15 protein-coding genes and 1 pseudogene are annotated in these 13,594 nt (G+C 40.7%); 5 read left to right on the forward strand and 11 right to left on the reverse strand.

From position 1 onward, the window contains the following. Positions 1-123: 123 nt before the first annotated feature. Complete coding sequence (gene glcT, locus GFC28_RS06970) at positions 124-969, reverse strand: glucose PTS transporter transcription antiterminator GlcT (RefSeq protein WP_044746685.1); 846 nt, start codon at positions 967-969, stop codon at positions 124-126. A gap of 274 nt (positions 970-1,243) precedes the next feature. Between glcT and GFC28_RS06975 the strand changes: the two genes are divergently transcribed. Continuing rightward, positions 1,244-1,693: a staygreen family protein gene (locus GFC28_RS06975; protein WP_044746686.1), complete on the forward strand. Its 450-nt coding sequence runs from the start codon at positions 1,244-1,246 to the stop codon at positions 1,691-1,693. A gap of 463 nt (positions 1,694-2,156) precedes the next feature. Further along, on the forward strand, positions 2,157-2,921 hold the full coding sequence (locus GFC28_RS06980; protein WP_044746687.1) for an alpha/beta fold hydrolase: 765 nt from the start codon (positions 2,157-2,159) through the stop codon (positions 2,919-2,921). 393 nt (positions 2,922-3,314) lie between these two features. On the opposite strand, the gene GFC28_RS06985 is transcribed toward GFC28_RS06980, so the two are convergent. The 6 genes from GFC28_RS06985 to GFC28_RS07010 form a co-directional block, all read right to left on the reverse strand. Next, positions 3,315-4,460 (reverse strand): cation:proton antiporter, encoded by a 1,146-nt coding sequence (locus GFC28_RS06985; protein WP_044746688.1) that lies wholly within the window; start codon positions 4,458-4,460, stop codon positions 3,315-3,317. A gap of 369 nt (positions 4,461-4,829) precedes the next feature. Next, positions 4,830-5,099, reverse strand: coding sequence for a hypothetical protein (locus GFC28_RS06990; protein WP_044746689.1), 270 nt, complete (start codon positions 5,097-5,099; stop codon positions 4,830-4,832). A 109-nt stretch (positions 5,100-5,208) separates the two neighbouring features. Further along, positions 5,209-7,620 (reverse strand): bifunctional diguanylate cyclase/phosphodiesterase, encoded by a 2,412-nt coding sequence (locus GFC28_RS06995; protein ID WP_044746774.1) that lies wholly within the window; start codon positions 7,618-7,620, stop codon positions 5,209-5,211. A gap of 136 nt (positions 7,621-7,756) precedes the next feature. Then, on the reverse strand, positions 7,757-7,894 hold the full coding sequence (locus GFC28_RS07000; RefSeq protein ID WP_369818760.1) for a YvrJ family protein: 138 nt from the start codon (positions 7,892-7,894) through the stop codon (positions 7,757-7,759). A gap of 186 nt (positions 7,895-8,080) precedes the next feature. Beyond that, on the reverse strand, positions 8,081-8,299 hold the full coding sequence (locus tag GFC28_RS07005; RefSeq protein WP_044746691.1) for a DUF2922 domain-containing protein: 219 nt from the start codon (positions 8,297-8,299) through the stop codon (positions 8,081-8,083). Continuing rightward, positions 8,268-8,531 carry a DUF1659 domain-containing protein gene (locus GFC28_RS07010; RefSeq protein WP_044746692.1) on the reverse strand — a complete coding sequence of 88 codons (264 nt, stop codon included), beginning with the start codon at positions 8,529-8,531 and terminating at the stop codon, positions 8,268-8,270. The genes GFC28_RS07005 and GFC28_RS07010 overlap by 32 nt, the downstream gene beginning before the upstream one ends. 559 nt (positions 8,532-9,090) lie before the next feature. Here GFC28_RS07010 and GFC28_RS07015 point away from each other — a divergent pair. Continuing rightward, positions 9,091-9,726 (forward strand): annotated as a pseudogene (locus GFC28_RS07015) (nitroreductase family protein). Between the two features lie 111 nt (positions 9,727-9,837). Here the strand turns inward: GFC28_RS07015 and GFC28_RS07020 are convergent. After that, positions 9,838-11,115, reverse strand: a complete 1,278-nt coding sequence (locus GFC28_RS07020; protein WP_156487515.1) for an ATP-binding protein — start codon at positions 11,113-11,115, stop codon at positions 9,838-9,840. 96 nt (positions 11,116-11,211) lie between these two features. Further along, positions 11,212-11,457 carry a YueH family protein gene (locus GFC28_RS07025; RefSeq protein ID WP_044746693.1) on the reverse strand — a complete coding sequence of 82 codons (246 nt, stop codon included), beginning with the start codon at positions 11,455-11,457 and terminating at the stop codon, positions 11,212-11,214. Positions 11,458-11,624: 167 nt separating this feature from the next. On the opposite strand from GFC28_RS07025, the gene GFC28_RS19480 reads away from it, so the two are divergent. Then, the gene (locus GFC28_RS19480) at positions 11,625-11,765 is read left to right on the forward strand and encodes a hypothetical protein (RefSeq protein ID WP_172798643.1); all 141 of its coding nucleotides are present in this window, start codon (positions 11,625-11,627) and stop codon (positions 11,763-11,765) included. A 44-nt stretch (positions 11,766-11,809) separates the two neighbouring features. On the opposite strand, the gene GFC28_RS07030 is transcribed toward GFC28_RS19480, so the two are convergent. Next, on the reverse strand, positions 11,810-12,280 hold the full coding sequence (locus GFC28_RS07030; protein WP_044746694.1) for a hypothetical protein: 471 nt from the start codon (positions 12,278-12,280) through the stop codon (positions 11,810-11,812). A gap of 166 nt (positions 12,281-12,446) precedes the next feature. On the opposite strand from GFC28_RS07030, the gene GFC28_RS07035 reads away from it, so the two are divergent. Next, positions 12,447-12,641 carry a hypothetical protein gene (locus GFC28_RS07035; RefSeq protein WP_044746695.1) on the forward strand — a complete coding sequence of 65 codons (195 nt, stop codon included), beginning with the start codon at positions 12,447-12,449 and terminating at the stop codon, positions 12,639-12,641. A gap of 35 nt (positions 12,642-12,676) precedes the next feature. Here the strand turns inward: GFC28_RS07035 and GFC28_RS07040 are convergent, their stop codons facing one another. Then, positions 12,677-13,153, reverse strand: coding sequence for a sigma-70 family RNA polymerase sigma factor (locus tag GFC28_RS07040; protein WP_044746696.1), 477 nt, complete (start codon positions 13,151-13,153; stop codon positions 12,677-12,679). Positions 13,154-13,594: the final 441 nt, after the last annotated feature.

Consider the following 13,594-nt stretch of genomic DNA (forward strand, 5'->3'; position numbering starts at 1 on the left):
AGAAAAACAAAATTGAACATGAATAGCAACAGGATAGAAAAACAACCATCCATAATTGCTTGTTCCATTTTGTCTTCTTTACTCATGCCTGATCGAATCAGTAACACGTAAAGATGTAGACAATTATTTACTTTTTTTTGCAAGCCTTTGCAAATGCATCGTTAAATAGACTGCTTCTGCATCGTCCACAGGCATCTGCAACGTTTGCTGCATGATTTTTACTAGCTTCCATGCAGCATTATAACATATCGGATATTCTTCTTTCAAGATTTTCGACAACTTTTTTGGTTCTTCGACACGCTCACCTTTTTTAATTCGTTCGATCGCATACCGTAAATGCTGAATAAATCGCAAATAATAAATACTTTCACGGTCGATGGCAATATGAAGCTGTTCTTCTACAATGGAAATCAGTTGAGCAATTAATTGTGAGTGCTTATTTACTTCCGAAAGACTTTGATGCGAAATCCCACTATGGATATGTAAAGCAATAAATCCCTTCTCTCCTTCAGGAAATTGCACGTGCAGCTTTTCTGTTAACATGTCAACGACTTCTCCGGCAATTTCATACTCTAAAGGATATAAGCTTTTTGTTTCAATCAAAAATGGATTTTTCAGATCAAGTCCTTGCTGAATGCGCTTAATCGCAAAAGAAATATGATCGGTCAGAGCAACGTGGATATGCTCATTCAATGGCGCATTGACCCGATTTTTGATGTGCTGCATCACTTCATTCATGACACCGATGAATTCTTCGTCAAGGCTGGGAAGCAACTTTTTATATTGCTCCTGCTCACGTTCATTTTTCAAGATAAACCATTTTTCGACCGCGTTTTGCTCAATGAAATCTCCCTTTTTCTTGCCGAAGCCGATCCCTTTTCCTAACAAAACCACTTCATCATACTCTTCGTGCGAAGCAACCAATACGTTATTATTCAATACTTTTTCAATCCGAAAGGACTTTCCCACAAAAGCCCAGCTCCTTTGATTTAGACGTTTACAATACTATCATCTTACGCAACGATTTACCATTCGTCAATAATCGACTTTTTTCGAAGCGAGCTTTTTTGCTGTCAAAACATACAATATAACCAAACTATACAAATCCCATTTAATAAGTAGAGATCGAGCAACAGCCAGCTTCAGAAAGAGCAATGGACCGGTCTTTCAAGTCACCCCCAATCGTCGAAAAACAATCGTTAAAAAGCTAAGCCTCATTTATAGACAAAAAGGAGACAGAATGATGAATCAGATAAATCCTAAAAAACTTCACGTGCAATGGGAAAACAACGCACGTCTGCACATTCCACCTAATACAAGAAAATACACGTTAATCCATTCTGACGACACTGATGATCTTTATTTGTACATTGGGTCATCATTTGCTTTCGAACATCTTCATCCGACGCGCGATGAAGTATTAGCTGAGTGGAAACGAGTGAAGCAAACACTCATTTTATTCCTCTATGTATACGTAGGAAACAAAAATAGCGGAAAAGAAACGAATGAGCAAAGAAAACAAGTTTTCCAAAAAAATTTGCCGCTTGCGCTTGAAGCCATTCGTCATGGAGACCAACAGCTGTTTCAAGCGTATCCATCTTTAGATTTTAGTCCTATTCTTGTTCATTTTACATCAGAATATCCCGATTTAAATGTGACAGAGGATTACGGATCTCCTTATCTGTATAAATAATCGATTCCCTGAAAGTGAAGGCTGATATTTCTTTCCCTTCGATCCATACTATTGAAATGAACATGTCATCCATTACCCATGGTGCTAGTTGCGCATGATCGCTTGAGCGCTCAATATTTCCTCTCCTATATGTACAGGGGATGAGCCGCTTTCGGCGATCAGGCAACTGAACCACACCGCTTCCAGATAAATTCAAATGGCTTATTGATCGCCGCGTGCTCGCTTAGGCTGGCCGAGACAAGTCGATGGTTTGCCTCCTGACCGTGAGGTTTGAATCAATACGGTTCATTCATCATATGGATTACCGCGCGAGAACGATCAGTGAAACCGATTGGATCTGGCGCCACGCGTATCCATTATGTCATGGGAAAATGGAAAATATAAGGCTTAGCAAAGCTTTTTCAACAGCGACGATAAAAATAGGATAAAGCACAAACCTTTCAATGAATGGAGGACCTTATACATGCCATACATGACGATAGATAATGATATTCGCCTATATTATACGGATGCAGGAGAAGGGAAAGCCCTGGTGTTTATTCACCCGCCAGGAATGGGAAGCAACGTTTTTGCTAAGCAACAAGCGTTGACAGCCAACTTTCGCGTTGTCACCTATGATATGAGAGGAAACGGAAAAAGCAGCGCTTCAAACAAACCAATAACGATTTCTTTGCTTACGGAAGATCTTCATCAATTGCTTCGCTCTCTCCAAATTGAACGAGCGATTATTTGCAGTTACTCAAGTGGAGGCTCTGTTGCGCAAGCTTTTGCGCTTCGCTATCCAGAACAAACGGAAGCGATCGTATTAATCGGCGGGTTCCCCGAAGTACGCACATTATGGCTATATTTCGAATTTTTATTAGGCATTTGCACAGCGAAAATCGGAGCCATTTCGTTACTTGCTAAAGTATTAGGAACCGCTCACGGAAAAAGCCAAGACGAAAAAAAAGCAATCGAACGATATGCGCGGCTCGCCAATCAAAAGGATTTATTCGGTATGTATAAAACGATGCTGCATGATCGTAACACAGAGCATTTAGAAAAACTAACGGTTCCTCTGTTGATCATATACGGCAATCGCGATTATTATCTCCATGCTTATGAAACCATTTTTAAAGCATACGTCCCTCATGCTCGCGCCATCTATATTGATAAAGCTAGACATCAAATTCCAACACGGCATGCTGATGAACTGAATGCCATTTTAACATCATATTTTTTACCGTAAGACGAGCGATATAGGCACCGCTTCATGCTTCCACCTTTGTTCCCAAGTGGGAGTTTCAACAATTAGACGACCAAACAACACCACTTCCAGACAGTTTCATTTGTCTGGGAAGTGGCTGATTGTTCGGCGCTTAGTGACTATTTGGCAAAAAATAGAGATTTGCATTTGAGTCGACGATCAATCCAATCTTGTCATGATGCCTATCCATAAGCCAGCATAAGCAAGGCATGGAAGTCATCGACGAAAAAACGATTGGTTTAGGTTGGAAAATATATCTGCTAGTCAAAAAACAAAAAGCCCGTTTCAATAACCAGTCTCAGGTTGTAGACAAAGTCAATATTGACTTTGTCTACAATCATTTTCATTTCCTTCATCGATTGTGAGGGCTGCACGTCAGACTGGTTGAGAAATCGAGCCGCGCTTAAAAATCATTTTTAATAGCGGAGGAGTCACTAATGTCGTTATAAGGACGACAACAATCAGAACAGCAAATAAATCAGCCGTTAATAAATTAGATTCCAAACCGATACCAGCAATAATCAGTGCTACTTCGCCACGCGAAACCATTCCGGCTCCAACCGCCAATGAGCTTCTCCATTCAAATCCAGCTAATTTCGCTCCAAATGCAGCACCAACTAATTTTGTCAAAATAGCTAGTACGCTTAAGCCGATAATCAACCAAAGATGCTGGCCAACATTGGAAAACTCTACAGCAACACCAATCGAAGTAAAAAAGACTGGCACGAAAATCGAGTAGCTAATGGTTTCTACCTTATGAAAAATTTCTTCTTTATAATCGGTAAAACTGATCCCTAGTCCAGCTATATAAGCCCCGATAATCGCAGCAACTCCTGTCGCTTCTGCCAAATATGCGAACGAAAAGCAAATGATTAATCCCGCGGAAATAAGAGCTTCATCAACACGAAGCGGTGCAAAAAATCGCAATACAACCGGAACAACTTTCCATGCCAGTAAAATGGCAACCGCAAAGAAGACCACTTTCTTAACGATCACAGCACCAAGCTGGACGTCTCCCCCAGCTAGACTCATCAAAAACGCTAATGCGATAATGACAAGAATATCATCAATGACAGCCGCTCCTAAAATGGCCGTCCCCTCTTTTGATTTTAATTGGTTCATCTCTTTTAACGCCTGCACGGAAATACTGACGCTTGTAGCTGACAACAATAGCCCTAGAAAGACCGCTTGTATTGTTGAGAGCTCAAGAGCAATTCCTGCCATATATCCCAGCAATAGCGGTACCACGATTCCAAGTACCCCAACATAGGTAGCCGCTTTTCCCGTTCGTTTAAGCTGGTCTACATCGGTCTCAAGCCCCGCAATAAACATTAACAATATAACACCAATTTGGCTGACTTCTTTTAAAATTTCTGTGTCATTGATTAATCCTAATACCGTTGGTCCAAGAATTATACCGATCAGCAATTTTCCCAGCACTGCTGGTTGGCCAAGTCGTGCGCTAATATCCCCCGCTATCTTTGATGCAAACAAAATAGCTGCCAACTGTAAAATAAACATTTTTCACTCCCCTTATTCAAACGTTCAAACAGGACTATATACGATTAGTGTGCGTCAAAGGTTTCAGCTTCACTAAACAACATGTCCATTCCTTTTGATTTTTCCCGGCTCACCCTATCATAAAAACATTTAGCAAACGAGGAAAACACAACTAAACGAAGACAAAAATTGAACCAAGTCGTTCATAAACGGACGGGTGAAGCCAATAACGGAAAAACGCAGTGCTTATCAACCGCCTGAACGCATATCGAAATGATTGATGCGCTTTTCCGTTTTTCATCACATCGCTACTTATACTCTCTTACAGTCCAATCATGGGCAGCTCTGTGTACACGATAACCCAATACGACAAGAATGATGTCACCTCATCTATAACAAGGACCTTTTTATTAAGCCTGGATTTAAAAAACCATGAAGTTTAATCAGGGAGAAAACTAGAAATGATTTGTGGAGAGGAAAATGAAATGAATAACGGTTAAGCCGGTTAGAAAAAGAAACAGCATATTTTTTATTATTTAAAAAAATAACAAATCTATGTAACAGCGGTCCAAACGACGCCGCTTCCAGCCCATAAACAGGGCTGGAAAGCGGTTCGTTATCGGCTGCTTGACCATCGTCGAAAACGACAAGAACGGCCATTAAGCAATCTCACTATCAATCAAATGGCTTGTCTATTAGTAACAACAGAAACTCCTTCATGACAACAGATACAGGCTAAAATATTAGGAAAAAACCGGCATCATAAGCATCATCCGCGCCATGGCTTCATTAATTCTTGTACCTTCCCCAGTGTATCCAACAGTTGTTCGAATGGAACCGGAGCACTGAAATAATATCCCTGTATTTCCTCACAGCCTTTTTCAAGCAGAAAACGAACTTGCTCTGCTGTTTCGACCCCTTCCGCCGTGACAAATAAATTTAATTTGTGTGCAAGTAAAATAATGGCCTCTACAATTTCCTCGCTTTTTCGCCCTTCGCTAATACTCCGGATAAAGGAACGATCGATTTTTACAGCATCAATCGGAAACCGGTTCAAATAATTTAATGAAGAGTAGCTCACTCCAAAATCATCAATCGCAATCGTGATACCAAGCTGTTTAAACTTCTGCAAAATCGCGATTACTTCCGAAGGCTCTTTCATAATAGCAGTTTCCGTAATTTCAAATATAAATGAAGTCGGATTCATGTTCTCCTCTGCCAAAATCCTGCATACTACTTCTTCCAAGTCTTTATTTTGGAACTGTCGGGCTGATAAATTGACGGCCATTTTTAGATGGGGAAATCCCGCTTTCTCCAACCGCTTTAAATCGCGGCACGCCTGGCGCAGCACCCATTTCCCAATTTCATCAATTCTGTTTGTTTCCTCCGCAATCGGAATAAACTCCGCCGGACTGACCATTCCGAGTTGCGGGTGCTTCCAACGAATCAACGATTCGACACTAAGAGTGCCGCTTACAACATTCACTTTCGGTTGATAATACAAAGAAAATTCCCCATTTTCGATCGCCTGCTGCAAATCATTCTCAAGGCGCACCTTTTTGGCAAAAATATCGCGCATATGAGGATCATACTCAACAATGCGATTCGTCCCATTCATTTTCGCATAATAAACAGCTTTATGAGCATTGCTAAGGAGCGTTTCAACCGATCGCTCGGCATCAGCTGCGTAGCTTACACCGATATTCGTCGTAATATTCAGCTTTTCCCCGGCAATAAAATATGGCTCCTGTAAGCAGGCGTCAAGCTTGCTAAGCAGCTGTCTCAATTCATCCTTTTGATCATAAACAAAGGCAACCACGAACTCGTCTTCACTAATTCTTGCTAAAAACGTCCGTTCAGATTCAAATTCCTTCAAGCGATTGGCAACCTTCCGCAACAATTCATCCCCGTTTAAATATCCAAGAAAATCGTTAATGAATTTAAAGCGGTGAATATCAATCAATAAAACCGCCACATTTTTATAAGCGAGCATAAACTCCTTTAGCTTTTCACTTAAATAATTCCGATTGGCTAATCCTGTAAGTGAATCATATTGCACCATAAATGCAAGTTCTTTTTCTTTGCTTTTTTGCTCTGATAAGTCGTGGATCACAAGAAATCGCGCCTTCTTCCGATAATATGGAATCGTCATTTCGTTCACTTTCACGACTTTTTCTTCTCCATTCAAGGAGGTCATGATCCATTCGTCTCTATCGCTATCTGCCTTTTTAAGAAAATCGTTTATTTTTTTTCCTTTTACCTCGCTGACCTGTTTGGCGTTTACCATTTTTAATCCAGCGGGATTCATATAAGTGATAATCCCGTTGACTTGAATCATGACCGTATCAGGCAGGAATTCTACCACTTTACGATATAGCTCCTCGCTTCGCCTTAGCTGCTTCTGAACTTCGACTAAGTCCGTCACGTTCTTAATAATGGATAAACCAGCTATCACGTCGCCGTTTTTGCCAAAAAGCGGCGTAACATTTACTGATACATATACTTTCTTTCCGTTTTTATTCGCAAGCGATAATGGAAGAGAAGTTAAACTTTTCCCTGCTTGAAGCTGTCGTAAGCTTTTTTCTAGTTCCAATCGGTATTCTGGTAAAAACTGTGCAATATCTTTTTCCAGAAGCTCATCCTGCTTCCAGCCTACTAATTGCTCCAATTCACGATTGACGCGTAAAATGCGCCCGCTTAAATCGAACATAATAAATGCATCGTGAGAATGTGTAAACAATGAATGAAAAAGCTGATAAATTTCGTCATATTGCTCCTCTTTACGCATCAGCTCTGTGACATCCCGCGTCAATGAAAGTATATAGGACACCGCACCCGTTTCATCAACAATTGGAATCAGTGTTGATTCGGCCGTGCGTTTCTCATTCGTGACATTCATCCGATCGCGGTAAGTCACAACACCCTTTGTTTCAACTACTTTACGATATCGAGAATTTAGATGATCAGCGACCGACTTTGGATAAATATCGTCGATGCATTTTCCCATATCTTCTTCGGCCAAACTGGCTAAATGAAGCGCTTTAGGACTTACATGAACATAGCGAAATCGAGGACCTTCTTCTACTTTCATCAGAAAGACAATATCAAACAGCTGATCCATTACAGTAAACCATAACTGTTCATCCGCTAATAGCTTTTCAACAAATTGATTATGTTTCATCTTCTCCATTCCTTTATGTTAATCTCACGCTGCAATCCCCTCTCATTATTATATTTCGGCAAAAAATCGCCTGTTTTAATATGAGCCAAAATAAAAACCTGATCCCCCTATGCGAGGATCAGGTTTTTATTTTACATTATTCAGCACGAAAGCCAGCTAGCTGTTCAGATAAACGTTGAATGGATTCAATAACACCATCCAATTTAGCCTCGATTCGATGAAGCAGATAAAGAGTGACAACGACAGGAAAGCCAACGTCGGAAATAAGGGACATATACGCATCCACATGAATCTCTCCATTTGATATAGAATCATGTTTAAATAATAGGCCGGTCGCTTTATAAGCCGACCGGCCATTTCGCATGTTTTTCTCCTCAAATGATCTTGAGAATATTGGGTAGAGAGGCAAGTGATACGGTATGAAAGCGTTGATCAACATTGGGCGGACTTGCCTATCCGATTATGGTAACGCTATCTCCTCTTCATTGCGCTGCAGCAATCTCGCACCCTTTTTTCCCACAAGGTCCCCTCCGCTTGAAGTGAAAATATTGGCCGCGATAATCGTATCCATAACAGAAGATATGTGCTGCGCATTGACCGGCTCAATAGGACGGTCAATCACAATCCGGAACACATTCCCTTGCTGGTTAATAAATTGTAGCTCCAACGACTTTTCCATCTCTCATCCCTCCTTCATTTGTAATCAAATGCAGATCGCTGCGCTCGACCTGAACAAGCGGATCGCTTTGCAAAGAAGCAAGTGCTTGAGAAACAGCAAGAAGCTGCTCTGGAGATGCTGTTACTTTTATATTGTTTAATTGTCTCCGTCTATAAATAGGTTTGCCTGCTTCATCAACACCCGCTTCAAATACTAAACGCAGCTGCGACTGCTGAATGATGGATTGTGCCATCCCCCGTTCACCTCCTTTCATCTCTACTATCGCATCAACGAGAAAAAAGGATAGGTGGAACATGCATTTTTTGTTTTCGGCCATCTAAAAAAAGAGGCGCTTCTTTCCGAGCAGCTATAAATTCAAACTTCTACATGAGTTCAACTAAATTCTTACCACAGTCGTGTGGATGCTCCAATAAAAACCAATTGACATTGTTTGATTCCTAGCTCAATCATTCCATATTTTTAGTAAAATAATGGCTCATCCATACTTGTGTTCTTACTACGTAAAAATCCATTAGATAGATTGACATTCCGCTTATTAGTATGGGGACGCTTTGGATCATGTTGAAAAATCAAGTTGGATTTATGTAAAAAGCGAAAATTATATGCATTTTAGTGGGGGCATATATTCGAATAAGCCTCTCCCACTTCGTTAAGAAAGGGAAGACTTATCAGGGATGATATTAAAATATTTGACAAATACAAATAGTAATTTTATGATAGGATTGTTTATATTACTTACCAAAAGTTAGTTAATTTCTTTTTTTAACAATCAGATGTAGGAGGGTATACCAATGGCAACGCAAACATCAACAACGAAAGATTTTTTGACCGTAATAAATGAGCGTCAATCCGTCCGCAAATATGATCCAAGCTTCCCTATCAGCAAAGAGGAACTAAAAGAAATTCTTGAACTAACAGGTAAAGCACCATCCGCGTGGAATTTACAACAATGGCATTTCTTAGTCTTTCATGGTGAAGAGGCTCAGAAACGCCTTCTGCCTATCGCTTATAATCAGCAGCAAATTGTTGATGCTTCTGCCGTTATTGCTGTACTTGGGGATCTTGAAGCCAATCGCAATACTGACAGCGTATACGATCCATTAGTCGAAGCTGGACATATGACGAAGGAAATCAAAGAAACGCTAGCAAAACAGATTGCTGGTGCTTATGAAAATAAACAATATGCACGGGATGCTGCTTTCACAAATGCTTCGCTTGCGGCTATGCAGCTTATGCTTGTTGCGACTGCAAAAGGATAGAGCACTTGTCCAATTGGCGGCTTCGATGCTGAAAAATTCATGAAGGAATTTCAAGTTTCCGAGCGCTATATTCCAGTAATGCTGGTTACGATTGGAAAAAGCACAGCCCCAGCTCACCGCTCCACTCGTCTTCCAGTTGATGTAACAACAACTTGGATTGAAAAATAAAACAGCAGCTGGGTTAGAACCTTTCATTTGATAAATATTGTTTAAAGATCAAAAAATGGCCGTCCGTAACGAAGAATGGGAGCATCTACCCACAATCTAAGAGGCTGATCGTTAACGATCAGCCTCTTTTTTCTCTTGGTATAAGGGCAACAGCAAATGGACCGTCGTTCCTTTTCCAAGTTCGCTCTCGATTCGCAGCGTTCCTTTGTGCTCCTGAACGATTTTCATGCTTGTTGTCAAGCCAAGTCCCATTCCTTTTTCCTTTAATGTAAAAAATGGTTCGCCGATTTTTTTCAGACGATCTTTCGCAATGCCCACACCCGTATCAGCAATGGTGACGTGTACATTCTCGCCTTCTTCCTGTATATGCAAACGCAGCCTTCCTCCTTGAGGCATTGCTTCAATTGCATTTTTCACAATATTAATTAAAACTTGAATCATTTGGTTTTTATCACCGTGAACTTGTGCATGCGGCGCTGTATTTTCGATGGAAATATCCACATTGTTTAACACCGCTTCATGGCTAATTAAATGAATAACGTAACCGGTCGCGTCGCTCAGCAAAAAGGGCTTATAGCAGTGGCTTTGCGGCTTTGCAAGCACAAGCAACTCGCTTACAATTTGATCGATTCTCTCAAGTTCATTAAGTACAATTTCTATATACCATTCATTCGTTTTCTTCGCCTCTTTCATCATCTGCATAAATCCTTTGATAGAAGTGAGCGGATTGCGAATTTCATGGGCGATTCCCGCCGCCAATTCGCCAACAACCGATAGCTTTTCTTTTTTCAGCAATAACGTTTCTGCTAATTTTTGCTGCGTAATATCACGCCCGATCGTCAGTAACCCTTTCCGTTCTCCATTTTCGTGAAAGAGCGGCACTTTAATGACATCAAAAGTCTTAAATTCCCCATTTGTGGTCATGAACGACTCTTCCGTCCTCGTCATCATTCCCTTTTTCCATGTTTCTTCATCCGTCTGCGCACAATATCGAAACGTTTCTTTAAAAAATGGCACCATTTCGCCAAGATCAAGATCTGTTTTTCCTATATAATCCACATTTTCTAAATTATATAATTTCCTTCCAAAATCATTCACACGCAGCCAGCGGCCCTTACTGTCTTTAAAGCAAACAAAGTCAGGCATCGAATTAATCAATGTCGACAATTGCTGCTCTTCTTCTACTGTTTTCTTCAATTGTTCGGCCTTTTTAATCATTTGATGAAGAAATACGGCAGATAAAACGACGAAAAGCCCGCCTTTTCCAATATTCACGATCATTTGCATGGAGTGATCGAAACGAAGAAGCTGCATGAACAAGTCCGTTACAATAATCCAAACGATACTAAATATTAAATAAATAACCACGGCTTTTTGCTTTATAAACACTTTTGCATCGAACCCCTAACCTATAATCATAACGTAAAAGCGGCGAAGCTATGAAGCTCCACCGCCCTGTCTGGTTCTGCGGTACAACTGTATTATTTACATTTCACGGACCCAATATAAAAGCTTGTCCACTAATAGTTCTGCTTGTGCTCCCTCCACTTTCTTCGAAAGCGATGAAAGCAGTTTACTTCGCAACAATTCTGTTTCCTCTTCATAGCGAATCAAAAACGACCATTCCATATGAGGAATCGCAACAACAATGTGCTCTTCTTTTTTATTTTCATAAATGTAAACATTGGCCGTTTCCCGTTCATTTAGTATATTGGCCTTTCTTATTTTCACGCTGCCACCTCTTCAACAGCTGTTGATGATATTTTTATTTTATCAAAATGTTTCCAAACGTTCAAATATAAAATTGCCGAACACGAAATATATAGAATTTTCAGAAATAGTTGACTAATACTATTAAAAATGTGAAAATAGAAAAAAGCAATAAGGAAGTGATCTGAATGGCAATTAGTAAAATTATCAAAAATGCACTTATGTCTTATATTACGGTGCTATTTATTCTCGCCTTGCTTCCTGCTTATTTAGTAACAAACGATATTAGCTTAATCAGCGGAATCATCGAATCCATGAACACACGATAAATAGTTAAAAGACCGCCACAATTGTGCAGCGGTCTTTTTTTGCTTTATCGATATGGATAGTATGGTGCTCCGCAGCAGCCTGAACTTGAAGGAAAGCCACCCATTGGTCCGGTCGTTCCCCCCATCGGATACGGCATTCCCATCATCGGCGCACTTTGCATGCCTGGCATTGGCTGCATATTAGGCATTGGCGCCGCATTCGGAGATACGATTGATCCCACTTCGACATGCCCAGGATTAACAAATGGATAAGATCCTCCCATCCATTGATCTGTTCCGCACCATGTCGGCATTGGTTGACAACCGCATGAAGGAATGTATGCATGTTCAACTGGCATCGGCATTTGGGATACAGGCATTACTTGTGTTGGAGGCATCGTCGGAAAAGCCGGCGCATTATTGGTTGGCATCATCGGAAAAGCTGGCGCATTATTATCATGACGAAATGCATCCTCGACATCATAATCATTATCATAAAAACCAGAATAATTCTCATATGGGTTCCAATTACTCATTTCTCTCTTCCTTCCTTTTATTTGTTTAGTATGGGTACGTTCGATGATACATACCCATCATATTGTATGAATGAACAAGTAAAGGGTGTTTGCCCGAAAGGAAAATGGGTATTTATCCTACCAAAACCTCTCCAGCTGCGTTACAATATCCTTCGGAGGTGGAGATATGGACGAAAAGCTTGCAGCAAAATTGCTGGATGATTTGCGAGATCGAAACATTTCCGAGCTGCTTGTCAAAAAAGAGGACTTTTTGCTATTTCGCAAAATCCTTGTCAATCGCAGCGATTTTAAGCATTTCCGCGGCATTGCCCAGCATGGTGGAGACGTTATCTACCATTACTTAGAACATCCGCGCAGTTAATCGCCCTCCGTCTATGGATACCGGGGGGCGACTGACTATTCCCATCGTTGCTTGCGCAATTTTTTAAGCGCCTCAACCCGCCATTGCTTCACCGTTCCAACTGCCACTCCTTCCTCTTCAGCAATTGCTTTTAATGATTTCCCTTCGATAATGTAACCAATCAGCCATTTTTTTTGCCGTTCTGTCAATGATTTGAGCGCCTGCTCCACTATTCCCTCCTTATAAATTGTTCGATCGTCAAACAGTATATGGATCAACCCATCCGTCAAGGTGCATTCCCTTTTTTTTCGATGACACTGTCGACGCAAATGGGAAACCATGGCCCAATATACTTTTTTGTACACAAAGGACGAAAAGCTGCCCTTTTCCTTCTCAAATTGGCACGAAGCTTCCCATAACGCAATTAAGCCAATTTGGTAATATTCATCCCATTCTTTTGTGACATGCAGTTTTTTTATCATACTAATAATCATTGGACGATATGTTTTTTCTAATTTTGCAAAGGACGACATCCTCTTCTACAAAACCCTTTCCCAAAAGCGCGCTTTCGTAAATTCCGCGGTACTATAACAATACAAAGCTTCGTCCCTTTCGTCGAACCGATAAATTCGGAAAAAAGGAAACAAACCCTATAGAAAATACCCGCATCAATGTAAGAAATCAAACATTTAGCTTGGCGTTGATCAGAAAATAAGGCATTTCTCCAAATTCATATGATGGCAGATGATGAACAAACGGTATTTGTCAAAACTCACAGACGGAAGGCAAGTCGGTAACTTGTCTCAGGCTAAAGCGTGACTGAGAACCGCACAACCGCCCCTTTTAGACAAACGAATTGATCGGTCGTCCGATCGTCATACCCGCCCACTAAAAAAGGAACATGTTGACACATTCCATCCTCTTTATATCGCTACACGAGATTACACCACTAAATTGAAAAGGCGGAATGACGC

This window comes from Anoxybacillus sp. B2M1 (assembly GCF_001634265.1).
Taxonomy (GTDB): domain Bacteria; phylum Bacillota; class Bacilli; order Bacillales; family Anoxybacillaceae; genus Anoxybacteroides; species Anoxybacteroides rupiense.